General features: G+C 45.0%; 11 protein-coding genes. 2 read left to right on the top strand and 9 right to left on the bottom strand.

Annotated elements, in window-relative coordinates:
- Positions 1 to 36: 36 nt before the first annotated feature.
- Both KN811_RS20680 and KN811_RS20675 read left to right on the top strand, forming a co-directional pair.
- Positions 37 to 4,191, top strand: coding sequence for a hybrid sensor histidine kinase/response regulator transcription factor (locus KN811_RS20680; RefSeq protein ID WP_216334998.1), 4,155 nt, complete (start codon positions 37 to 39; stop codon positions 4,189 to 4,191).
- 66 nt (positions 4,192 to 4,257) lie between these two features.
- The gene (locus KN811_RS20675; RefSeq protein WP_187967224.1) at positions 4,258 to 6,348 is read left to right on the top strand and encodes a glycoside hydrolase family 30 protein; all 2,091 of its coding nucleotides are present in this window, start codon (positions 4,258 to 4,260) and stop codon (positions 6,346 to 6,348) included.
- A 182-nt stretch (positions 6,349 to 6,530) separates the two neighbouring features.
- Here the strand turns inward: KN811_RS20675 and KN811_RS20670 are convergent, their stop codons facing one another.
- The 9 genes from KN811_RS20670 to KN811_RS20630 all read right to left on the bottom strand — a co-directional run bounded on the left by KN811_RS20670 (position 6,531) and on the right by KN811_RS20630 (position 26,921).
- Entirely contained in the window at positions 6,531 to 7,931 is a 1,401-nt protein-coding gene (locus tag KN811_RS20670; protein ID WP_187967225.1) for a glycoside hydrolase family 30 protein, read from the bottom strand.
- Positions 7,932 to 8,145: 214 nt separating this feature from the next.
- The gene (locus KN811_RS20665) at positions 8,146 to 9,666 is read right to left on the bottom strand and encodes a sulfatase family protein (RefSeq protein WP_187967226.1); all 1,521 of its coding nucleotides are present in this window, start codon (positions 9,664 to 9,666) and stop codon (positions 8,146 to 8,148) included.
- Between the two features lie 15 nt (positions 9,667 to 9,681).
- The gene (locus KN811_RS20660) at positions 9,682 to 12,129 is read right to left on the bottom strand and encodes a glycoside hydrolase family 2 TIM barrel-domain containing protein (RefSeq protein ID WP_187967227.1); all 2,448 of its coding nucleotides are present in this window, start codon (positions 12,127 to 12,129) and stop codon (positions 9,682 to 9,684) included.
- 34 nt (positions 12,130 to 12,163) lie between these two features.
- Positions 12,164 to 13,009: an alpha/beta hydrolase gene (locus KN811_RS20655; RefSeq protein WP_187967228.1), complete on the bottom strand. Its 846-nt coding sequence runs from the start codon at positions 13,007 to 13,009 to the stop codon at positions 12,164 to 12,166.
- 14 nt (positions 13,010 to 13,023) lie between these two features.
- Positions 13,024 to 14,934, bottom strand: a complete 1,911-nt coding sequence (locus KN811_RS20650) for a sulfatase family protein (RefSeq protein ID WP_187967229.1) — start codon at positions 14,932 to 14,934, stop codon at positions 13,024 to 13,026.
- A 248-nt stretch (positions 14,935 to 15,182) separates the two neighbouring features.
- Complete coding sequence (locus tag KN811_RS20645) at positions 15,183 to 17,654, bottom strand: hypothetical protein (protein WP_187967230.1); 2,472 nt, start codon at positions 17,652 to 17,654, stop codon at positions 15,183 to 15,185.
- A 49-nt stretch (positions 17,655 to 17,703) separates the two neighbouring features.
- Positions 17,704 to 20,889 (bottom strand): beta-galactosidase, LacZ type, encoded by a 3,186-nt coding sequence (gene lacZ / locus KN811_RS20640; protein WP_187967231.1) that lies wholly within the window; start codon positions 20,887 to 20,889, stop codon positions 17,704 to 17,706.
- Positions 20,890 to 21,178: 289 nt separating this feature from the next.
- Positions 21,179 to 25,393, bottom strand: coding sequence for a hybrid sensor histidine kinase/response regulator transcription factor (locus KN811_RS20635; protein WP_216334996.1), 4,215 nt, complete (start codon positions 25,391 to 25,393; stop codon positions 21,179 to 21,181).
- A 76-nt stretch (positions 25,394 to 25,469) separates the two neighbouring features.
- On the bottom strand, positions 25,470 to 26,921 hold the full coding sequence (locus tag KN811_RS20630) for a carbon starvation CstA family protein (RefSeq protein WP_187967645.1): 1,452 nt from the start codon (positions 26,919 to 26,921) through the stop codon (positions 25,470 to 25,472).
- Positions 26,922 to 26,961: the final 40 nt, after the last annotated feature.

Below are 26,961 nucleotides of genomic sequence, written 5' to 3'. Positions count from 1 at the left end.
CTGTTCGGTTATTCCAGATATTTATTACTTCTTTTCATGGGTGCCATGCTTTGCAGTTTCCAAAGCGTAGACCGGGAAGATATTCTTTCTTCGCGAATAACATCGGAAGACGGACTGGACTCCGATGAAAGTAATTTTGTCTTCCAGGACAGTGACGGTTTTATATGGATAGGAACAAACGGGGGCCTCTTCCGCTATGACGGTTATGAGGTCCTGAATTTTGAAACGCTGGTCCGGGACAGCAAAAAAATACCGGGAAAGGCACAATATTTTGAAATGACCGAGAGTGAGGACCAAAAACTCTGGGTGGCATCTTCGGCAGGCATATTTTCCTATGATAAAAAGAAAGCTTCCATCCGACTGATCAAAAAAGGCCCCCAGGTCTATAACAGTACCAGTCCCGGAGATCGGGTGACCATAGAATATGATCCTTCCGGAAAAGTCTGGTTTGGCGGGAGCAAAGGAATTTTTTTCTATGACCTTCAGACACAAAAAATAACGCACTACAGTACCATTAAAAACAAGGATCATACCAGGGGATTAAGGGATGTACTCATCAGTTCTTCCGGGGATGTATGGCTGGCCACCTGGAAAGACGGGCTGGGAAGGTATCTTCCCGAAAAAGGGACGTTTGAGGTTGTTGATAAATTTACGTCCGGGCCTTTCCGGCAAAAAGACAATGTTTTGAATGCCCTCTACCAGGACCGCAAGGGAAGATTATGGGTAGGTACCTGGGACGGGGGGTTGTATGTTATGGATATTTCAGACCCCGGATCTCCCGAGATCCTGGAATGGTTCGGAGAAGCAACCGGCAAGGAAGAAGGGCTTCCGAGCAACATTATCTATGATATCAATGAAGATATTTACGGCAACATATGGGTAGGGACACCCTTTGGCCCCGGCATCATCAAAACCGTAAAGGACCGGGAATTCGAATTCCTTCATTTTAAATATGCAGATCATACCACAAAATGGAGAAGCCATGAAGTCAGGGGTATTATTCAGGACAGGTCCGGCCCTATGTGGCTGGCGACGTTTGGAGGTGGGGTCAATAAATTTGATCTCAGGCGAAATAAATTTCCACTATATCACATATCCCTATCCGACAACAGGAAAAGTCAATCCGTCTATGCCTTTACCAGAGATCATAAGAAGAGGTTGCTGTTAGGGGTACAAAGCCTGGGCTTCGGGGTATATGACATGAACAACAAGACCCTGACACCCTTTGAGCATATAGACGATTACAAACCGTTATACGATCTCGAGCTCAATACGATAAGAAATTTTACCTGGGACAAAAAAGGGAATCTATGGCTGGGAACAAGATTCAAAGGACTTATTAAATACAGCCCTTCCCGTAAGAATTACGCCCATGTATCCAGGAGAAAAAACAACAACAGGATATTCAAGGAAGTACTCCGCACAGTCCCGGACCTCAATGACAGGATATGGATCCTTACCAAGAGAGGTTTTTTTTATGTAGAACAGGGAGATCGTTTCGGTGATAATTCCGTCAAACCATTTTCCCCCCGGATATCAAAGGATTCCGCAGTCATAGAAAATGCATATTCCGATTTTAACATCAGTAAGAACGGGTACCTGTATATCGCCACACACAGCGGGGATATCTGGAAATCGGAAACCAGTATTTATTCGGATACCGCCGATCGCTATTTTTTCAGGAAAATACCACGCCCCGGGAAGAACAACAAAAGCCTGAACACCTTGTTCATCGATGGAAAAAACAGGTTGTGGGTAGGAACGAATAATGGGCTTGAAACCTATACCGAAGATGGGGAACCCATAGAATCCGGTATGCTGTCGGGAATAAAAAACCTATCCCTGCACGCCTTCGAAGAAGATGAAAAGGGAAATATTATCGCGACTTCCAATAAGGGCCTGATCTATATAAACATGCTGACTGATGATACCCAAATCGGCTTATATACCATGCGCAACGGGCTACAAGCAAATTATTTTATCAAAGGGTCCATCTTCAAAGACAAGGACGGTACTTTATTTGCTGGCGGACATCAGGGGTTCAATCACATAAACCCATTGAACATCAAGGACGATCATATACAGCCTTCCCTGGTATTTACCAATCTGCGCACCTCCCGTAAGAACTATTACAGCGATCGTGCATTTAATGCCGAAAACCCGTTTGTCCTCCATTACAATGACAACATCATAACATTGTCTTTTTCTTCCATAGATATGAGAGATCCGGACAATTTGAACTATGCCTATAAACTAGAAGGGCTTGAGAACAAATGGATATACGTTACCTCCAATAACAGGACCGCAACCTATGTAAACCTCAAGCCCGGCAATTATACGTTTCAGTTAAAAGCTACCAATGCCAACGGCCAATGGTCGGAAAATACCATATCACTTCCCCTTGTGGTAGAAACCGCTCCCTACTTTTCCTGGTGGGCTTACACCCTGTATACGCTGGCCGCAGTGGGCGTCATTGCCGCCATTTTTGTTCTCTACCGAAGAAAGATCAGGATACGGGAGGCCCTGAGGGTCGAAAATATCGAGAGGGTAAAATCGGAAAAACTGCACCGGTTCAAACTACAGTTCTTTACCAATCTTTCGCATGAGCTGCTCACTCCCCTGTCCGTATTGACCATCCTCTCGGACAAGAACCTCAACGGGAATAAAGATGCCCGGGAAAAGGATAAAATACTAAAACGCAATATCAAAATCCTCAATGACCGTATTAAACAGATGCTCAATTTCAGGAAAGCCGAAACCGGCAATATGGAGCTGAATATTTCATGGCAGGATATTTCTGGGATCGTATATGACCTCAAAAAAGACTACGAAGTCCTGGCCGAAGAAAAAGGGATTGACTTTAAGGTGAAGGTACAACATGACCTGACGGGCTATATCGACCTTGAGAAGATAAAGATCTGTATGAACAACCTGCTTTCCAATGCGTTTAAATATACCCCGGTACAGGGTTCCGTAATATTCGAATTACACACCCAGGGTTATAACGGTAAGCAGGGCCTGATCATCTCGGTAGCAGACACGGGAAAAGGCATTCCCCGGGATGATCTCGAAAGGATATTCGACCGTTATTATCGCCCAAAATCCGTGCAGGGTTGTGAAGACGGCCTGGGCATAGGGCTTGCACTGACCCATCATCTTGTGAAAATTCAGCAGGGGACTATCGGGGTAGAAAGCGAAACGGGAGTGGGGACCCGTTTTAAAATTACCGTACCGATAGGCAAGGATATATCGGGATTGAAAAACAGGAGACAATCCGGGCCCCTGATCACCGAAAAAAACATCAGGCTGCCCGAAGATCATAAAACCTCCCATAAGCCCGAAGATGTGGAATACTCGGGAAAAACCATACTCCTTGTCGAAGACAATGAAGATTACCTGGAACTCGTACAGTCCTATCTCCGGAATTATTACAAGGTATTTAGCTGCCTTGACGGAAAGAGTGCCCTTCAGCTTGCAAACCGGGAAGAAATAGACCTTATCGTTTCTGATCTGCGCATCCCCGATATGAACGGGCATGAATTGTGCAGGGCCGTTAAAAACGATGTCAATACCAGCCATATCCCTGTGGTAATCGTTACGGCCCATGCCGATGACGAGGAAAGAAAAAAAGGGTATGAAGCGGGTGTGGACACCTATTTCTCCAAGCCCATAAGCCTGGATGTCCTGGTCTATCGCATCGAGTCGCTCCTGAAAAAACGCGAAAATGTATACCATAAGTTCAACAGGGGCCAGTTCCTCGAACCGGAAAAAATCGTATCGACCAGTATTGATGAAGAATTTCTGACCAAAGCCAAAAAATCTGTGGAAAACCGGATGTCCGAATCGGATTTTTCAGTAAAGGTACTTTGCAGGGACCTGGGAATGAGCAATTCCATGTTCTACAGAAAAATAAAAGGTATTCTCGACCTCACTCCCAACGAATTTATCAAGAATATCCGCCTGCGACGCGCGGCACAATTACTGGCCGACAACAATATTCATATTTCGGAAGTAGCCTATATGATCGGTTTTAATGATCTGAGCTATTTCAGCGCATGCTTTAAAAAGCAATACGGTGCTTCCCCCAGTGCATACCGGAAAAAAACGTACCGGGAACAGAAGCAGGCGTCTTCTTCCATACAGCAAAGCATCCGGGAAAATGACGAATGGGAAAAATTTAATGACAATTGATCATTATCTCACAATCATTTTCCTGAAATGATGCAACATTCGTGATGTTAACTCTAATTTGATATCATGAAAAAAAACACAACCATAAAGGCTGCGCTATTCCTTATGGCCATAAGCCTTTTATCTTTTGGAAACGCTGAGAAAAACAGGAATTTGCCTGCCTCCCAGGCCATTGACATAGACGGGACCGCCATCCTGAACACCTTTGAAGGATTGGGCGCCATACCCAGCTATGAGAAACTGTTATACGACTACCCCGAACCACAGCGAAAAGAAATTCTCGATTATCTTTTTTTACCCGGTTACGGGGCATCCCTGCAAGTGCTCAAGGTTGAAATAGGTTATGACGGGAACAATACGGCCGTTTCCTGGCCGAGTTATAAAAGAACCCTCGGGGAAACCCCGGATTTCGAGAGGGGCTACGTCTGGTGGCTCATGAACGAAGCCAAAAAAAGAAACCCGGATATCCGGCTTTCGGCTCTGCATTGGGGCTATCCCGCCTGGGCAAGGACCGATGACCAGAAAGCCGGATATATTTTCGGTTTTGTACAGGGGGCAAAAGAAAAGTACGGCCTTCGTATCGATTATATCGGCGGAAACCAGAACGAACAGTACAAGGAAGGCAAACCGTTTATCAACAGGGCCCTGACCATAAAATTAAGACAACTGCTGAATGCCAACGGTTATGACAAGGTTAAAATTGTCACTGCCGACGAAGGGGCGAAAGTCAGGAAATACCGGGTATTTGACGAAATACAGAAAGATTCTCTTTATGCCGAAGCCGTAGATATTATCGGTGTACATTACAAAAACCGGCCTGCAAGCTTTATGCCCGATATCGCCTACAAACTGGGGAAACCCTTATGGTCCAGTGAAGACGGGGGCGGAAGCTATCGGAATATAAAAAGCGGCTATGACTGGGTAAATCAGATCATACGGCTGTTACTGGATGTAAAAATGAACGGTATTATCCGCTGGTCTGCTACTGCTTCGGTATACGACAACATGCCCTGGGCCAATAACGGCTTTATAAAAGCTGATGAACCCTGGAGCGGGCATTATGAAACAGGCTCAAACCTGTGGGCTTTCTCTCATTTTACCCAGTTTACAGAACCCGGCTGGAATATTCTAAATACCGGTAAGACCAATGTGTATAACCATAACGGGACCAAAGCCGGGCGGTTTATTGCATTTAAGGATAATACGGGTGATGATTATACTATTGTTATCAATACGCACGACCATAATTTCCCGGAAGCGGGGATCGACCTGGAGATCAATTTGTCCGACGACCTTTCAAAAGGCCCCGCATATCTGTGGCGTTCCGATTTCATGAAACCATCGGAATGGTTTAGACAGGTAAGGTCCTTGCCTCCCGCAAAGAAAAAGATAATAGTTCACCTGGATAAGGGCTGTGTTTATACCCTGTCTACAACGAAAGGGCAACATAGGGGAACAACGGTAATTCCCCCGGCTGAAGAATTTCCGTTCCCCTATACCGAAACGTTCGAATCTTACGAAAAAGACGATATGGCCCGGTATTTTATCGATGCCAACGGCATATTCACCATTGCAGGTCCCGGCAAAAACCGAAAAGGCAACGCACTGCGACAGGTCGTTACCGAAGCCCCACGCATGTGGCACAACAGGCCTTTAAAACAGCCGCTCACCGAAATGGGAAATATCGAATGGACAGACTATAAGGTCCGGGCCGATGTTTTAATGGAAAATCCGGGGAAAGTTCTTTTAAGCGGAAGGTTCGACGGTAAAAAGGAAAACAGCGGGGACTTTCTGCTCGAAGGTTACTGGCTTTCTCTTGATAACCGGGGAAAATGGGAGTTGATCCGAAAAGACCCTCCCGAAAACCCGGACAACAGAAAAGACACGGGAACATTTGTTACCTTATCATCGGGTGTTGTACCGGGAGCCAGTCTCAATCAGTGGATCACTGTCGGGCTGGAATTTAACGGGCCCGTGATCAAGGTGTTCATAAGAAATAAAAAAGTAGCTGAGGTCGTTGATGAGGCCTATAAAAACGGTAATGTAGCCTTGGGGACACTGGGACTGGGATGTAAAGATCCTTTTTCTGCTTCCGATAAATGGTCAAATGCCCGTTTCGATAACCTGCATGTTACTCCTATTTCCAGGCGGCCATAGGGTTCCGGGAATATCCCAAAAAAATCAGGGCATTAAAGCTTAGAAGGGTGTCTAAAAAGTTTTGTAAATCGTCATTCCGAAACAAGTCAGGTTGACGTGTGATCCACTTTTTAGACACCTCCTTAAATTTAGGGTCCTGTTTAACAATCGTTTTTCAAAGATTTATCCGAAAGATAAAAACATCATATAATATCCATCGTAAAGACGATGAACGACTTTGCCGGAACCGGCTGGGTGAGCGTGGTGGAATCCGGGGGCGTCCACGTAGTGGTATCACCTTCAACCGCCGAGCCCGGAGTCCACCTGGTCCTGGTAAGGCTTCTGTCAATCTGGTATCCGTCATTAATTTTAATCGTTACCCCTTCGAAATCAATGGTAGATCTATTCAATATCATAATGACAAGCCGGGAACCGTCCCTGAAGGCCATTAACCTGACATTGGGCCCTCCGTACGCCCTTACCTGCTGTTTGCCTTTCGATGTATTGACAAATTTTTTGTATCCGTAGTATTCCTTATCCCGCATGGGTTTCCCGGTGGAAAAATTCTGTTTTAATATCCATAATGAGCCCCAGTAGCTGATAACGCCGTTCACCTTACCTTTTTTAATGGGGTCCCAGATATGGTCCAGGCCTGCCGTTAATCCATCCATCCCCGTACCCAGGTTAAACCTGTTCGATTCGGTGAACCAGGAGGGTTTGTTTACCGAATTCATTGCTGTGGCAAAATCGGTCCAGGACGAAGTATTATTGTCATTTCCCTCTTCTCCATCGTCATAGAAATGCGTTCCGATCACATCGAGTTCATCCATATAATCCGAACCTATGAAATGATTGTTCAGCCAATCAACCATCCAGTAGATCCCCCATCGGTCCGGGCCTACAAATGTGAGCTGGTCCATGGCCGCCGAACCGATGACGCTTTCCAGGCCATTCTTACAGTACCTGATATGTTGAGGTTTCACAAAACTATCTTCGTTATAAAGACCCAGGTATTGGATATTATAGCCTTTGGATTGCAGATAGTTCAGGTATTCCCCGACAAGCTGGCCGTATGCATAGTGCTTAAATGTCGTTTTATCACCGGGGGTTCGAAATAACCAGTCGGGATATTCGTCGGGCGTACTGGTTTCCGCTGGGCTTGCAAAATAGGCCAGTCCGGGCTTATCTACCGTCAAATAAGTTAGTACACTGTCCAGGTCACTATAAATGCTGTCCATGGTATTGAGGGTCGTCCCTCCTTCCGTATGAAGCCACTGCCGGATGGGGATCCTGAGCACATCGTGTTGGATATCCGTAAAAAGATATTGAACCAGGCTGTCCTTAAAGGCCGTGTTTCCATTCCTGATGGCCCGCAGATAAGAACCTACACAAAGTTTATTGTCGGTGCCATACATATCCATATACTGATAGGTTACATCGGGAAATACTTCGAGTTCCGAATCGGATGCAAGGACACTTATTGACATTTCTCCCGCACCCGGGTCCGTGTCCCGAAGGTTTTCTTCACATGCAAAAACAAGGAATATCATCGCAACAGCTCCTACCGCGACGATTCTGGGGGTTAAATAAAAAGGTGTTTTCATAATTTAACGAAATTGGTTTTTATGATTGGTTAACAAAAAGAAAATTCCATGACCAACATCACGAATTTGATATTATTTCGCTTAAATTATTGTGAAAAACCAATCAATTACCATCAATTTTTGCGCAGTGTACCAATCACTAAAAATTGAAATGACACTTAAAAGCGTCACTGCCAGTGAAGCGTCAGCAGTCTTCATAAGTGTCCCTACACCCCTAATTTTTCTTAATCGAGTCCAGGCGGGTGATCATTTGTTTAAGGGTATCGGGATAAGTTTTAGCCAGGTTTTCCCATTGTCCTATATCCATTTTCAGGTCGTAAAGCTGGTAGCTGTCGGCATTCCCTGTTTCAATATTCACATTGCGACTGATCCCAGGCCCTTCGTAAGGTGGTATCATCACCCAGTTTCGCATTCTTATGGCTGTTCTGCCGTTAGCTTCCAAGACCAGGGTTTCCCGCCCTTTTGTGTTTTGGCCCAGGAACTCATCGAGCATATCCCGGCTGTCTGTCCCTGTTGTTTCTCCTCCTACCAGCCTGGAAACGGACTTCAATAGATCCATTTGGCATACCAGGGCATCAGATACCTGCGGACTTATTCTTCCTTTCCAGTAGGTTATAAACGGAACCCTCGTACCTCCCTCGAACAGGCTGTATTTGCCTCCTCTTAACCGTCCTGCCGGTTTGTGGTCACCGAGTTTTTCTACGGCATCATCGTAATAGCCGTCATTCAATACCGGGCCGTTATCACTGGTAAATACGATCAGGGTGTTTTCCAGTACGCCTTCTTCCTCCAGTGTTTTCAGAAATTCACCGATACACCAGTCGGCCTCGGCAATGACATCTCCCCTCGGCCCCAAACCTGTAGTCCCGGCAAACCTCGGATGGGGCGTACGGGGCACATGGGGTTGTTGCATGGCATAATACAAAAAGAACGGGCTATCTTTATGGCCCCTGACATAGGACTGAGCCTTTTCAAGAAAACGGTCGGCCATATCCTCATCGATCCATCTGGCCTGATCTCCTCCTTTCATAAATCCGATTCTCGGAATACCGTTCACGATACTGTTATTATGCCCGTGATGCCATTTCATACGCAGCATTTCGGGATTTTCCAGCCCGGTAGGTTCTCCCGGGAAATTCTCTTTATAACTGACGGCTATGGGGTCTTCGGGGTCTAACCCTACGACATTACCGTTTTCTATATAGACCGTAGGTACCCTGTCTTGTGTGGCGGCCATGATAAACGAGTAATCGAACCCCACTTCATTGGGCCCGGGCGATATATGCCCGTTCCAGTCTACATTTCCCGTTCCCAGCCCGAGGTGCCACTTTCCTACAATACCGGTGTAGTACCCTGCCTTTCTGAGCATTTCGGGTAATGTCTGCTGTGCAGTATCTATCAGTAAAGGTGCGGTTCCCGGCAGTATTTTCGCTTTCTTGTTCCGCCAGGGGTAGCTCCCGGTCAGCAAAGCATAACGGCTCGGGGTGCAGGTCGCTGAACTGGCGTAACCGGAAGTAAACTTTACCCCTTCTTTTGCCAGCCTGTCTATATTCGGGGTTTGTATCTTCTGTGCTCCATAGCAACTTACATCACCATACCCCAGATCGTCCGTATATATGATTACAATATTGGGTTTTTCAGGGTATTGTTCCCCCTTTTTATCTTTTTTACATGCTACCGGGGCTGTCAAAAGAAACAGGGTCATAACCGAAATGTGTACTAATTGCTTTTGCATTTGATATCTTATTTTTCAGGGTAATCTTTCCAGTAGGATCCGGGCCGGGGCCAGGCCTTTTCCGGATATCAGTACCTCAATATCTTCATTTGTGTCAACGGCCCGGACCAGGGCCAGAAGTTTACCGTTAAAAGTCCTCCTGTTTTGTGCCATATGGGGTGTGAGGTCAAGAATATCTCCATTCTCCAGTCCGATGAGTTCCCCTCCGCCCTTAACCTCGACATGCAGTTCCCTGTTTGCCCGGGGGACTTCAATACCTTTGCTGTCTGCAATACTTACTTCGAGGTGGGCTACATCCCTGTCCTGATAGGACAGGCTTTTGCGATCGGTACTGATCTTTATGGTTTCGGGATTCCCGGCGGTTTTATATGCCTTTGTCACGGTTTGTCTGGAAGCTGTTTGTGCCACGGCCTTTAATTCTCCCGGGCAATAAGGAACCTGCCATACCAATTGCAGTTCTCCTTCTTTCAGCTTCTTTTTACCCAGGGATTTTCCGTTCAGAAAAAGTTCTGCCCCGTCGGTATTGGTATAGACGACCACAGGAATATTCACATTTTCTTTCCCGGGGTGGGTCCAGTGCGGTAATACATGTACCATGGGTTTATCACTCCAGATCGCCTGGTACAGGTAATAATTATCCGTAGGGAACCCGCATAGGTCCAGAATGCCGAAAGGGGCCGTACGTGCCGGCCATCCGAATGATTCTCCCAGGTAGTCAAAAGCCGTCCACCGGAACGCCCCTAAAAAGTATGGCTTATCTTTTGTTTCCTTCCAGTAGTCCCTGATCCCCATCCGGACTATCGAATTGTCGTAAGAAGATTGGTAAGGGAGTTCATATTCCGTAAACACTTCTTTTTCGAAAAGGTCAGGGATCAGATATACCTTGTCTTTCATCGGGGCAAATGACTGTCCTTTTTCCCAGGGAGCCGGGAAGTCCCTTCGCCTGTAACTGGTCTTCGTCCTGTACACTCCCCGGGTCTGATAGGTATGGGTAATTTCGGTGCCAATGACAGGTTTACTGGGATGTTTTTTATGAAAACCGGCTATGGCCCCCTTAAATTCCCCGTGTCCGTTCATACCGGCGATCTCAATTGCGGTTCCCTTGCTTCCTTCCCCCTGTGTTATCGGGCGGGAATCGTCCAATTCCTTAATAAAGTCTACCAGTTCATGCTGGCGTTTATCCGTAAAACCGCGTACTTCATTCCCTATGCTCCAGAATATTATGCTGGGGTGGTTGATGTCCCTTTTAATAAACTCTTCGAGGTCTTTCTTCCACCATTCTTCAAAATAATTGCCATAGTCATGTTCGGCCTTGGCCACTTCCCATCCGTCGAAGGCTTCGTCCATCACATAAAATCCCATTTCGTCGCACATCCTGTAAAATTCCGGGGCAAAGGGATTGTGTGTGGTCCTTATCGCATTACATCCCATTTCCCTGAGCAGTTTTAACCTTCTGCGCAACACATCTTCCGGGACGGCTGTTCCTACGGGACCGGCATCGTGGTGCATGCACATGCCCTTTATGATCGTTTTTTTTCCATTGACCCGCAAGCCTTCTTCTACCGATACTTCAATTTTTCGGAAACCTATAACGGTTGATCTCTCGTCCAGTACACCTCCTTCGGGGTTCAACACCTTTGTTTGTAGCACATACCTGTTTTCAGGGCTTTCAGCCGACCACAATAACGGGTTTTTCAGTTTTATTTCCTGGTCAATATCTTCTTTGCCCAGGACTTTTATTTCCCCGGATCTCTGTTTTAGGACCATATGGCCTTCCCTGTCTTTGAGTACCTGTTCCAATACTATGGACTGAGATGACGGTGTATGGTTTTCAACGGTGGAAGTGATCCGGGCAAAAGCGAGGCCCAGCCGCTCCAGGCCACTTTTTACCTGCACCCCGTGCCTGGACAGGTGAACCTGGTTCGTTACCAGGAGATTTACATGCCGGTATATGCCCGATCCCGTATACCACCTTCCGCTCGGGGCTTTGGAATGGTCCACTTTTACGGCAATCGTATTTGTGCCGGGCACCAAGTGGTCCGTGAGATCGTACTGAAAGCCTATATAACCATACGGCCGCGTTCTCAGTTTCTTTCCGTTGATGTATACGGTTGAATTCATGTATACCCCGTCGAAAAGAATATAGACCCTTTTTGTATTCCAGTCCGGCCGATATTCGATCTTTTTTCTATACCATCCTATACCCGTAGGTAAAAATGCACCGCTGATTCCGGCCGGATTGTTCTTGTCATATTCCCCTTCTATACTCCAGTCATGGGGAAGGTCCAGCATACGCCAGTGGCTGTCGTCATAATCTTTTTTATAGGCGTGTTCTGCTTCTCCCAAATAAAAACGCCAGCTTCTGTCCAAAGTAACCTGTTCCCTGCCGGTACCGGCAAAAGCCGAAAGCGAAAACAGCAGTCCCCAAAAAAGAAATGTTTTTACTATTGTTGTTGTTGTCATATCCATAAACGATCAACAGGACCGGTCCTGTCTTCTAAAAGAATTTCCTTTCACGGAGAAACTTCTCCATCTCATCCCTGGTTTCCCTGAAATACCTCCCATTTTTACGGGCTATATTAAAAAAACCATGGCCTTCGCCTTCATAGAGGACCAGCGTACAGTTTCCACCGGAATTTTCAATATCATTACAAAAGTCCTCCATGGTTTTCACGGGAATAAGTTTATCTTTTGTTCCTACCATAACAAGCACATCGGCCATCCCCTTCTTGTCCTGGTGAAAAGGTGAAAACTTTCTGTAACGTTCTCCCAGCCTTTCATAGCCATACCCGTCAGGGCCATTGTCTACCACAGGATTGAACAACACCAGTGCTGCCACCCTGGTATTTACAGACAGATCATCCCCAACATCGTTAAAGTCCTTTACAAGCTCTACCGCTGCTGCAAGGTGCCCTCCTGCCGACCCTCCGGAAGCTACTATCTTTTCGGGGTCAATACGGTATTTGGCACTATTTGTTTTCAGGTATCTTATGGCTGATTTGGCATCCATCAGGGAGGCTATCGGGTCGGTCCCGTCTGTCTTTTTCAGGCGGTATTGTACCAGGGCGCAGACCATTCCTTTTTCTGCAAAATATTCGGCATACGGGGCAAATTGTCCTATTTTTCCCGAGTTCCAGCCCCCTCCGTGAAAAAAGACCACCAAGGGCCAATCCGTCCTCTCCTTCCATTTACCGGGATAGACAAATGATATTTTCAGGGCCCTTTGAGGTGTTTTTTTGTAGAATTCCTCCCTGTCATAAGTGAATGATTGTGCCCTTATCTGCATCACTGCAAACAGGGCAACGAACAGGAGTACGGCTCCTGATTTTGTGGTATTTCCCATAATCTTTTTTAGGCTTAATCCATCCATTTTTTCATATTGTCGTAGTAAAGCTCCCCTTCTCCCAGCATAAAAAGCGTGGTTTCGGCAACACTTACACTGTTGAGAAAGCTTTTGTCCTGTTTCCGGAGTGCAACAAATGCCTTGAGGTCGTCCTTAAAAAATTCGGGGCCTCCTTTCATATACTGAACATTCTGAAGCATCTGTAACGTTACAAGGTCATTATCGAACTTCAGCAAGGGCCGTAATGCCGAAGCCGCCTTTTCTTTTGCCCCCAGCCTTTCAAAAGCAATGGCAGCGGCCAATATTCTGACCGGCAGATAGGACGAGTGCATCTTCTCCATGATCTTATGCCGTACCCCCGAAAGGTCAATCTCCCGAAGGCTTTGAATTCCCATCAGGCTCCAGTATACCACGTCCCTGTTTTCACTTTCCAGTCCCGACAGAATTTCCTCAGGCTTTTTCCGTTCTCCGCATAGAAATGCCTGATCCAGGATTTTCTTTAGTTCATATCCCTTTTGTAACCTGTATTCAAAGGGTGTCATTTCCGCGGAAATACTGTCCATGGTGTACTCCGGCAGGAACATGACGTCCCTGACCTCCAGAATATGCTGGTAAAGTTTTTCTTTCAGCAGAAAAACCTTCTCCCTGTATTCCGGTTTTTTTGCCAGGTTGTGCAGCTTCCAGGGGTCGTTGTCCATATCATACAGGTACTCGCTTCCGTTTCTGCTGTCCATCATTTCACTTTGCACTTTGTTAAGCTTATTATCGCTGTAATCCTGCCTGATCTGTTTTACGATATCCGATACATCGGCATATTTCTGATATTCCAACTCGGGGAATTGCGGTTGAAAAACCTTGGTATACATATAGCGGCCGTCTGTTATGCTCCTGGCCAGCTGGGGGCTTTCATCGATACGGTTCCGGGAGGTAAAAACATATTTTCCCGGGGTTTTCCTGTATTTTCCCATAAAGGGCCGTCCTGTCATATATTCCGGTGGCTTTATCCCTGCCAGGCTGAGCACCGTAGGGGCCAGGTCGTCAAAACAGATCAATTCGTCCGTTTCGGAACCTATGGGCCAGGGAGATAATTCCTTGTACTTATCAGGGAACCAGACCACCATGGGCACCTTATAACCTATTCCTGCGGAGCCGGATTTCCCACGGGGAATGGCCTCTCCGTGATCTGCATAAAAAAAGATAATGGTATCGTCCTTAAGGCCATCCTTTTCCAGTTTATCGAGTAGCTTTCCTATTTCTTTATCGGTCAGCGAAATGGCATTGTATACCCTGGCAAAATACCTGCGCATCTCTGCACTGTCATTAAAATGGGGAGGCATTTCGAATGCGGCTTCTCCTATACGTTCTTCCCCAGACAAGCTATCGTAGATCATGGCCCTGTACCATCTGTAAGGGTTGGTCATGGTGCGCGACTGGTGGCTGTTCATATGGTTAAAAACACTGAAAAAAGGTTGCCCGTCCGTGCGTTTCCACCAGCCTGCCTCCCGGGACGATTCGTTCCAGGAGTCCCGTATCATTTTACGGGCACCGCCCACGGAATAATCAGTTTTGGCATTGTTGGAGGTATACCATCCCGCCTTTTTCAAATAGGAAGGAAACCCCTTGATCTTATCAGGTAAAGGGTATTTACTTCTATGGTTCCCCGTGCCCAGGACTTCATTGAGTACCCCGGTAATGATCGTGGTCCGTGCGGGAGAGCATACGGGGGCATTGGCAAAGGCATTGGTAAACTTTACCCCTTCCCTTGATAACCGGTCTATATTGGGTGTTTTGGCATCTGCATTACCATAACAGCCTATAAAATGAGGCGAGGTATCCTCTATCGTAACCCACAGTATATTGGGCTGCTGGGCCTGAGCTATACAATTAAACATAAAAAAGGCTAAAAAAACTAATACTCGATCCATTATCTTTTTATTAGAGTTATCTGGTATTGATAGTCCTGAAGTTTATTAATCATATGGCAGTACAAGTTTATATCAGTAAGCCCGAAAAGAATAGACAATATATGTCATCCTATCATCGACTCCCCTTGTGCTGTTTTCTTATATATTTCTACCTGGTCGTAACGCGATTCCTGTCCTCTCGCCGTTGCAATACACAAAAGGGCAATGGTTCAAATGTATGTTTTTGCCGTTATTTCCATACCAGTATATTACCGATAGGTCAAAAAAGTAGTTGCCCTGCAATTCTTATCCACAGAAAATCGGATCCACCTGGCCTGAAAATTATCCGGAAAATCGAATTTTAATTTTTCTCCGGCCTTTACACTTATTTTCTTATAATGTATCCACTCCCCGTGCCCTATTGGATTCACTTCTAATGTAAAAGTGACATCGGAGGCCTGATCGTGTGAAAGCAGTAATTCCTTTTTGTCGTAGAAACCTATTAAATACGGATCGGAAAGCTCTCCGGCCTTTACTTTAGAATTTTTCCATGGCCCTCCGTGCCCTACGGGCTTTCCCAGAGTCCAAAGGTCGTCTATCACACCGGCCCACAGCATTGCTTTACCATCGGAAGAACGTACAATATGAGGATTGTTCTCAAACCCGTCCGGTTTTAATCCGCTTATAACCAAAAGCCCCCTGTATGAAGCATAATCGTGAATCCGAAAATTATGGGACGAAACCGGCCGTATTTTTGCAAACCCGTCGGCATTCTCTGCGGGCAATTCGAAAAACGTGCCCATAAGGTTAAACAGATCTCGCTCGGTAGCTACCTCACGACATATCCGCAAAGCTCCTGCATCTGTCAAAGGCCTGTAGGCCTCATTCCCCAGGGGTAAACGCCAACGGCGGTTGTTATCATCGACTATCAGGACAGACGATTCTTCGATAGCAACAACATTTTCAGGTATTGCAAAGTGGTTGCTGATAAATTTTTTCATAACCGGATCGTTCTTCTTTTCCAGTTTCATGTTTCCGTCCAGTTCATAATATGCTGTTTCGGTAAACTTATCCTCTTCAAATGTTCCGGCCAATATCCCCAGGGCACGACGATCATCGCCCAATCCGTAGAATAAAGCCCCCCTGGAGGTCTTGTCTTCTACGCTTGTTATGCCTTTAAAAATGTCCGGTGATTCTTTTGAAACCCTTTTATCACTATATGCAAATTCCAGGCTCAGAGTGGCTGTTTTATCAGATATGGCACGTATCCATTCACCTGTCTCGGAACTATCAAAATCAATAAATACGGATTGTTTCGGGGCAACGGTTATGGTCTTTAATGGCCGCCATTCATTATTTCCGGCCTTATCTACTTCTAGTGAAATATTAGCAGTATGGTTTCCGGAATTCCGAAGCCATGCGCAACGCTTTTCCCATCCGGCGAAAAGAAAAGGTTCCGAGGCCTCTCCGCGTTTTACGGAATCGTCAACCCATACTGCTCCTATGGCCGTGGTATTCCCCAGGTTATCCGGCTTATTAATATCGGTAAACCAGAGATTTGAATTGGATTGTCCGGGCCCCTCAATATTGCCTTTTACCTTGCGTTTATTTAAAAACTCCTTATGGGCCGAATCATCACATCCAAACACAAGCTGATCATTCCATCGTGTAAAATCACCGATTACTTTCAGATAGGCCGACCGGGGGCGGATTCCTGCTGTCCGACCGGATGAAAAGGTTTTTGGGAAATGCCAGAACATTCCGTGCATGGTCATCAGATAATCCGGATCACCTTCTGTACCTATATCCCTGATTCTCGGCCATTCGGTATTCCAGCCATGTGCACCGTCATAACTATTACTCGCTTTTGGCAAACGGTAAAAAGACCATGTTCCACTATCCCTCACCCCGACCAATACCGAACGGGAATCCCATCCCGTGACCCAAATCGGGTCTGTTTCCGGGTTGGGGTTCCCATATATTCCTCCGGGGCCGGTAACCTCTACGAACTGATTACGCCGAACAATCTTCCAGTTTTTTCCGTCCCATTCCGACAAGGCTCCTGAGGTATGGTTAAAATCGGTCAGGGCCTTTTTATCTGCTTCTCCGTTGTTCGAATAGACCATCACCCCCTGTCCTGAATACAGCCCTTTGCCATGTGCACCGGGGAGCAGGGGGTTGGGTTTATTGGCTTCTGTATCTTCTCCGTGTTTATTTATTACATTACCGTCTACATACAACGTTTTAGCTTTTAAGGTATGTACATCCACTTCATAAAAACCTTCTTCCATGGTTGCGGTATATATCTTGTTTTCCGGGTTGAATAAATGTGGTGCGGTCCCCGTATAACGTCCCGGATATTCAGAAAGGGGTATTGCCCTTACGTTGCGCTCATCATCTATTACATAAGGCCCTATAAATAACTGATTGCTTTTTTTATGGATAAACCTGTTGGCCGGTGTCCCTCCTATACTTTCCTTCCGTGTGATCTGTTGCAGCCCTGGGGTGATTTCATACAGCTTATCAGAAGATCCGAAAGGCAAATGCGGACCGTAAGTGATGACCCATAAACGGCCGGCCCAATTTACAACAGCTCCCGTGCCACATTCTCCTTCGTTATTGTAATATGCCAAATGCGGATAAATACCGCTATAACTCAAAAATTCCTGCTGTTCCCGTTTATTGTCCTGGCCGTAGGTAAATTGACAAAAAGCCAAAAATAAATATATCAATTTCTTCATTTGTATATGATTTTCATTATAGAGGTTATCCAAGTAAACAGAAAAAGTTTTAATCATATCCGATACCGGGTTGAATCGGACTTATCCGGTATTGATAGCTCTGGGATCTGTTGGACACACGGTATGCCGGTATGGGAAAGGCCCTTTTACTCCAGCTATCTGTGCCCCCTACCCCCATTTGGGCCTTATCTATGTTGAGAAACACCTGCGGCGATCTTGTCAGCTGAAAATCGTAGTTCGCTTTTCCCATGGTTTCCCTGGTGTAATGACTCGCCCCAAAGCCAAAAGGGATGTTTCCGCTAAAATGCAATCCCAAACCATCTTTATTGGTTACTGAGACCCATCTCGTATCTGTTTTATAACCGTTCTCCTGGGGTCGGCTGTATGCTACCCATTCCCGGGCTACCGTAGATTCGTAGATACCAATCTTTTCCACTTTCCGGTCGGCATAGGTCGGGTCCGGACCACGACCATACCATTTAAGGCGGTCATAACCCGGGGCAAGGGTCATATAGTTGCCAAACCTCGGCATAAACCCTGACATATCCTGGTTGGCATCGGGCTGGTAGTCAGAGCTTACATCAATAATTCCTGAGGGGTAAACCACGTATGTCATCGTATATCTGGCCCCTACCAGGGGAAGCCTGAAACTGGTGTTTACTTCCACATTCCCGTTTTTTTCTTCATACTCAAACCTTACATCCCGTTTTGTTTCCCCTCCTTTCCATTTAAACAGATCTACCTCTGGCGCTACTTTACCGCCTTTCATGCGAACACCTTCGTCGTTATCTGTGGGGACTCTCCAGAAATCGGGGATGGGGCCGCTTTCAACAACCCGGGAATTGTCTATGTAATAGGAACTCAAAATCCCAAGGTTTTTATCAAACTTGACGGTGAATGAGTCCCCCCTGATAGTGAGGTTTTTTCTGAAATCTTCTACAAATAGCGGTTTATCTTTTTCGGTTTTTATCTCCGGATCGGGTAAATCACGACCTACATCGTTCAGCAGGAACTGCTCCCATGCCAATTCAAATCCCGCCTGGGCATAGAAAAAGTCTTTTTTTGTTTTAACACTGAAATTCACAAAAATCTCCCCGGTTTTTATCTGGTTTTCGGGAAATGGTATGACGATATCTTTGCCTGTCCGTGCTTCGATATCCAATTCCGGTATATTTCCACGGGCCACGGGCCGCCCGTCCCGGATCAATTCCCATGTTATATAAACTTTATCCTTAAGGTTGATAAAATCATACCAGTTTTTTACATGGAAGACCCCTTTTTGAATATCCACGGGAGTGATATGCACATAACGCTGCCAGTATTTAAACACTTTCAGCCCCGGGTGCGGGGTGTGATCGGCAGCCAATACACCGTTCATACAAAAGTTGCCGTAACTGACCATGTTGGCCTGATGGGTGTCCTCCCACCAGCCTCCGTAGGCATAGAAATGATCTTTTTCAGCCGTCCCGGCATATGCTTCCGGCACAGGTTGTTTGATGCCCTGGTCCATCCAATCCCATACAAATGCGCCGAAGAAATTGTTGTCGGCATAGATCAGCTCCCAGTATTCTTTCAGGTTGCCGCTGCTGTTCCCCATGGCATGGGCATATTCACAGAGCATATAGGGGACATCATTGTATTGCTTTATCGTGTTCTCACTGCCTTCGATCCCTGTGTACATACGGGATATGAGGTCGGCATTAGTCACGCCCTTGTTTTTGCTGGTCCCCTGGTAATGGAATGGACGGGAAGGATCGAACTGCTTTACCCATTCGTAGCAGGCCTTTACATTGGGGCCGTCCCCGCTTTCATTCCCCATGGACCAGATGATTATCGAAGGATGGTTCTTATCCCGGTGTACCATGCGTCTTACCCGGTTTAAATACGGTTCTTTCCAGGCAGGGTCATTGCTCAGTTTATTACCATCCCCGTTCCCGAAACCGTGGGTTTCTATATTCCCTTCATCGATAACATAAATCCCGTATTGGTCACATAAGGCATACCATTCCGGATCATTGGGGTAATGGCTTGTTCGCACCGCATTGAAATTGTTTTGTTTCAAAAGGGTTATATCCTTCATCATGCTTTCATAACTAATCGTATGCCCGTGTTCAGGGTCGTGTTCATGGCGATTGGCTCCTTTTAGCAGTACCTGATGGTTATTGACATAAAACTGCCCTTCCCGGATCTCCACTTTCCGGAACCCGACTTTTTGGGGGATAACCTCAAGTACGTTTCCCCTGTCGTCCATCAAACTTATATACAGATCATACAGATAAGGGGTTTCGGCATTCCACGGATAAACATCCGGGATTGCTTTTTCAGAAAATGTAAAAGGTGTATTTCCCCTTTCCAGGTCCAGGACCTTTGAATGGCTTATGACCTCATTCCCCTGGGCATCGTACAGGGCATAATTAACTTTTACGCTCCCTTTCGGCCTGCTGTTCTTTATTTCCCCTTCAAGTGAGAACAACCCGTTTTTAAAGCCTTCATCCAGTGTGGCATGTACCCGGAAATCCCTGATGTGGCTCTTGGGGGTACTCCACAGGTAAACGTCCCTGAAAATTCCGCTTAAACGCCAGAAATCCTGATCTTCCAGATAAGAACCGTCACTCCATCTGTATACCTCCACAGACAGCGTGTTTTCTCCTTCCTTCAGGAATTTACTGATATCAAATTCCGCAGGGGTCCGGCTTCCCTGGCTATATCCTACTTTTTTACCGTTTACCCAAACGTAAAAGGCAGACTCTACACCTGCAAAATGAAGATATACAGGTTTGTTTTCCCACCGTTGGGGAATCTCAAATTTGCGCTTATAGGACCCCACAGGGTTAAAATCATGTGGCGCCCTGAGTTCGGATATGTCAAAGGGATAAATAACATTGGCGTATATGGGGATGCCATAACCGTGCATCTGCCAGTTTGAAGGGACGGGAATACGGTCCCAGTCCCCGGTATCATAATTGTCTTTATAAAACTCAACCGGCCTTTCTTTCGGGGTTTCGGCCCAGTTGAATTTCCATAAACCATTCAGGCTTTGGTAAAACACTGAGCTCTCCTTATTAAATGAAGTAGCCGAAGCCCGGTCAGGGTAAATCATTAAAGTCGAACGGGGCTCTTCCGTATTGACCTGCAGCACGGCAGTGTTGTCCCACTCTTCGTTACTTTTCTGGGCATAACTTACTGCAGCCGTAAAAAAAAGCAATGCAATCAGTCTGATGGTCGTTTTATTCATGATGAATTATAATAATGTTTTAAGAAACTGTTTAAGTTTCGGAATCTGTCTAAATCCCAAAAGTAATTTGTAGAACCAGGTCCTATCCTGAAAAATCATTCAAATATTCTTGATTTAAATTCAAAAGTGTGAATATGTCTCAAATACGTCCTGCAAAAGTTAAAAGCCGGCTAAAATTTAAACTTTGAGATCCTGAACGAAGTTCTCGTATTCTGAAAAGACTCTTAGAAAACAGTCAAATATTAATAATTACCGGGCATTAAAAAATTCCCGGCTCCAAAAACTGTTTTTATCTTCCGGGTTCATCGGATTTTAAACTTTTTGTATCGTTGTCCTTTTGATATGCACTGGGAGAGATACCATACTGCTTTTTAAAACATACCCCAAAATAGCTCAAATCATTAAAGCCTGTCATATATGCCACTTCCGAGATATGTATTTCTTTATCTTCAAGTAGTTGTGCTGCACGTCTCAGCTTGATGTTTTTAATAAACTCATTGGGGGTTAAGTTTAAGATCCCTTTTATTTTCCGATAGAACATGGAATTACTCATTCCCATCTCGGTACAGAGCTTCTTTACGGAAAAATCTGTTTCAGACATATGATCTTCTACGGCTTGTTTGGCTTTTTCCAGAAAATCTTCATCGATCCTTGTGGAGACAATTTTTTCGGGTTCCAGATACTGCCCCTTGTTGAATTTATTGTATATCTTTTCTTTTTTCTTAAGAAGGGATTCTATCCTATAGACCAACACATTAAGGCTTAATGGCTTAATAAAGTACGAATCTGCCCCGGATCCGTATCCCTGTATACGTGCCTGGTCTTCGGTATTGGCCGTAATAATAATAAAAGGGATATGGCTTGTATTGACATGGTTTTTTACGGCCTGGCAAAAATCAGAACCATTCATTCCCGGTATACGAAGGTCGGAAACAATAAGGTCTATATCTTCCCGGTTGGCAATTTCGAATGCCTCTTCGCCATTTGTAGAAGTAAATACCTTATAAAAACCCTGAAGGTGTGTTTCTACAAGTTTAAGATAATCTTTATTATCTTCAACGACCAGTATTCTCTTACCTGAATATTCGATCTCTACAAGAATATCCTCAAGCTGGTTTTCTTCGACGGGCTCTATACGGTCCTGGTCAATCAGTCTTTTTATTTGTTGGTCCGGGTTGCGTTCCGATTGATCCTTGTTAACGGGTAGCGTAATCACAAAACAGGCCCCGGAATGCACTTTACTGTTCACGGTGATCGTTCCTTTTTGCAAAGCCACCAAATGCTGCACCAAGGAAAGGCCTATCCCTAACCCTTCTTCATTTCGCTCTATGGAGGTTTGCCTGTAATATCTATTGAATATCTGCTTTAAGTCCTTTTCCGGAATTCCTTTTCCGGTATCCGACACTTTTATAACAAGTTCCCTGTTGCCATTGTATCCCGTACTATGGGTCTCCAAATGAACCCGGTCACCCGGAGAGGTATATTTAAAGGCATTGGACAACAGGTTGTCTACACATATTTCCAGTTTCTCGGCGTCTATATACCCGGTTATACCACTCTCGATATCTATACGGAATATCAATGACTTTTCTTTGGCCAGCAATTGGTGGTTCTCCCCGATTTCTTCCAGAACTTCAGTAATATTCCGCCTTCGGGTATGTACTTTCATATTCCCTGTTTCAGCTTTTCTGAAATTCAGCATCTGCTTTATATGGTCATCGAGTTTTTGAATATTCCGTTTAAAGATCTTCTTTTCTTCGGTGATCTTTCCCTTTTGCCCCATCGTTTTTTCTGCAAGGACCATCAGAATGGATAAAGGGGTTAGGAGTTCATGCGATAAATTGGTGAAAAACTGCAGTTTAAACTGTGTAAGCCTCTCTGACTTCACCCTTTCTATATTTTCTATTTTCAAGGCTTCCTTGGCCCTGGATTTTCTAATATAGAGCACGAAAATCAAGGTAAACAAAGTGAGGGACAAAAGGGCATACAGGGTATACGCCCACCATGTTAAATAGGGTGCTGTTTGTACATAAACCGGTAATTCTATGGTTTGTGGAGACCACTGCCCGCTACTGTTTGTACCCTTTACTTTAAACGTGTAATTTCCCGGGGGCAAATTAACATATGTGGCCGTTCTGTTGCCGGATGAGACATATTTCCATTCTTCTTCCAATCCTTCTAACTTATATGCGTAGTAAAGGCTTTCCGGGTTTCTCAGGTCCAGGGAGGCAAACGTTATACTTATAATATTATCATCGTACGGAATTCTAAAAGGCGTTTCCTTCGAAAATCCGTCCGAATTAAAATATACTTCACTTGAGTTTTGCAAATTTGTAAAAACAAGGGCCGGAAGGTTAAGCTCATCTGTTATTTCTATGGGGTTGATATAATTAAACCCGCGATGCCCACCGATGTAGATTCCGCCTTCGGTGTCTTTATAAATAACATCCTTGATAAAAAAATTGGCCTGAAGCCCGTTCCGGGTAGTAAAAATCTTATGATCCGGATTTCCCGAGGTGATATTTATATAGATCACTCCCTTATTGGAAGTGACCAGAAGGTTTCCCCGTTCATCCTCTTCCATGGAATGAACAGACAGGTTATTGATCTCACTGAGCAAATTGGTATTATGTGGCTTTCCGTTTTTTCCATAAACCTCCAGTCCGTTATTGGTACCTACCCACAATTTCTGCCTGCTGTCGACAAAAAGGGAATTGATCGATTTATTTTTTTGTCCGGGTCTCCGTATCTCTTTGAAGTACAGGTCCTGAACAGCCTCATATATACTTTCGGTAGATTTCCAGAGATTGCCGTCTTTTGTGGCGAGATAAAAATAGCCTCCCCGGTCTATTACAAAATCCGAAAAACCGGCATCTATGGGCTTGCAGGAATCTGCCTGTACAGGTTCAAAAGGTTGCACATCGCAACTCTTAAAATCATCGCTCTGCACCACGTGAAAAATTCCCTTGTTGGTCAGGCTCCACAAATTGTTCTTCAGGTCCAGCCTTACCTGAAAGACCTCTTTAAACAAAGGCAATCCTTTTCCGCTCCTGCCCACAGCTATATATTCTTTACGCTCTACATTATACTTAATTAATCCTTTGTACCTGGTACCTAACCACAAATCCCCCTTTTTGTCCCAGGTAAAGTTTCTTACCGTATTAATATCAAAATCGGCCAATGGCCTGTAATCGGGAATATCGGTATAAGGTGTAAAAATATTGGTCTCCGTATCATATATGCCAAACCCCAAGCTGTGTATGCCCAGAAACAGCCTGTCTTTGGAATCCCTGGTAAAGGCATAGACGGACTGACTCTTTCGTATGGGGTCTTCCGTGGCTATATGAAATAAGGGAAACCTGTCTTTCCTCAAATCCACCTTATTAATACCTCCTCCATAAGTTGACAGCCACATAAGCCCTGAGCTCCCCCTCGTAATGCTTTTTACTTCATTGTTATTTAATTTTTCGTTTTCTTCCCTGGAATTGTGATTGCGAATTGTATATCCTTCTTTTTGAGAAGATTTTTTCAGAATGCTTATCCCAAACGGGGTCCCCACCCAGATACGTCCCCGAATATCCTCGGATATGTCATAAATTATGTAACTGGGCAAACCGGGGTTCTCCTCCCGGCCGTCAATATAAAACCAATCGAGAATCCGGGGGTTATCTGGCGCAGTAATATCCAGGCGGTATAAACCATCTCCCCAGGTGCCGGTCCATAAATCTCCATGATCATCTTCATATAATGCACTTAGCACATTATGCTGATCTGTATCCGGCCCCCTGGTAAAACCCTCAAAAATATCAAAGGTGTTGCCGGACGGATCGTATCGTCCCAGGCCATCACCCCAAGTGGCAATCCAAATATCTCCGGAAGAACTGACCATTATATCTTTAACCCCGCGAACTCTTTGTCCTTTTATAGAATTAAAGTACTCAAACTTTTCTCGTTCCAAATCATATATAAAGATTCCCTTAGTACCTCCCAACCAAACTTTTCCCGCAGGATCATAAGCTATGGCAATCCTCGCATCTGATATAGTAACGTCAAATATATCTTCGCTTTTTATCAGCAATTCGATAGCAGATGTTTTTCTGTGATATGAATAAACACCTTGTGATGACGCTATCCACAGTACATCATCTTTCCCTTCGGCAATTCCCAAATACTTACTTTTTCCGATGATATTATTAGTATCCCGAACAATATTCTCAAAATTCAATAATTCATATCCGTCATATCTGAATAAACCTCCATTCGTACCTATCCATAAAAAACCTTCGGAATCCTCAAAAACAAAATTGCATTCATCCGAGTCCAGCCCCTGTTCCGAGGTGATATAGGAAAACCTGATATCGCCATTATCCTCCATGCTCTGAAAACCGGTCAGGACACAAAAAAGCAGCAGGCACACGGCTTTCTGCAAAACGAAAACCGGTTTAAACAGCCCGAACAGGACTTTTTTCTTCTTTAACCTCTGTGAATTGTTCTTACTAAACATATGGTTGATTATCAACTTCGTTAATGAAAATATGCCGATGCCGGGGTTACAGGGATAAAAAAGTTTAAACGGTTTCCTATTCTACAATCTCCATGGTTATGCCGGGGATTCTTTTTCTTTTCGCGTAATTCCAAAAGAGCAATGAGATAGCAACCGTAATCAAAATTCCCAGCCCGTAAGCAAGGATGTGGTTTAATTCAAAACCTTCAGGGGCCAATAAAATATATGTACTGCACACCAGGGTCATAAAAATGGCGGGGACAAGGCTTATAATATATAATTTATCTTTATACATCAAATAGGCTGTAACTGTCCAAAGCACCACCATAGCCAGGACCTGATTGCTCCAGGCAAAATACCTCCAGATAATCCCGAATTCGATCTGACTCAGTATTAAAGCTATAATGAACAATGGGCCACTCATTAAAAGCCGTTTTTTCAAAAGCTTTTGATCGTAATTAAAAATATCGGCTAAAATAAGCCGCGCAGACCTGAAAGCTGTATCTCCGGATGTAATAGGAGCTGCAACCAACCCTATAACTGCCAATATTCCGCCAATATTTCCCAGCATGCCATTGGTGATCTCATGAGCCGCCCATGCAGCATTATTTTCGTGATCTGCCATTGCAAAATTCAGTCCTTCGACATTCCCGAAAAACGCCATTGCCGCTGCCGCCCATATCAAAGCTACGATCCCTTCCGTGATCATTGCTCCAAAAAATATCTTCTTCCCCTCTTTTTCACTCCTGATACATCTTGACATTAAAGGTGACTGCGTAGCGTGAAACCCCGAAATGGCCCCACACGCAATAGTCACAAAAAGTATAGGGAACAAAGATGTTTTTTCCGGGTTAATGGTCATATTACGCATGGTTGCCCCTGTAATTTCCGGAATGTGATACACTCCTGAAAAAAGGGCAATGATCAAGCCTATGGCCATGATTAACATGGCTATTCCGAAAAGCGGGTATAATTTACTTATAATTTTATCTATGGGCAACAGTGTAGAGAGTATGTAATAAACCAGGATGATCGCTATCCACATTCCCGTACCCCATCCGTTTTGGAACATCTCCGCTATTATTTTAGCCGGCCCCACCAAAAAAACAGTTCCTACAAAAATGAGCAGCACAATGATAAAGACACGCATTACCTGTTTCAGGTATTTACCGAGATAGACCCCTACAATTTCACTAATACTTAAACCATTGTGCCTAACCGATAACATCCCGGAGAGGTAATCGTGTACCCCTCCGGCAAATATGCTCCCGACTACGATCCAGATAAAGGCGGCAGGGCCGAACATGGCCCCTGCTATGGCACCGAAAATGGGTCCGAGCCCGGCAATATTCAGAAATTGGATAAGAAAGACCTTCCAGGCGGGCAGAGGTACGAAATCTACCTTGTCGTTAAATTTCACCGCCGGAGTCTTATTGCCGGGGTTGATCCCGAAAACCTTCTCTACGATAGTTCCGTAAACAAAATACCCGATGACCAGTACAACCATCGAAATAAGAAATGATACCATATTCTACCCAAACTTTTTAATATTCTCTTTTTTGGTTGTA

The organism is Sinomicrobium weinanense (assembly GCF_018863395.1).
GTDB classification, from domain to species: domain Bacteria; phylum Bacteroidota; class Bacteroidia; order Flavobacteriales; family Flavobacteriaceae; genus Sinomicrobium; species Sinomicrobium weinanense.
The sequence above is the reverse complement of the archived record's forward strand: the minus strand, read 5'-3'. Positions and strand labels throughout refer to the sequence as shown.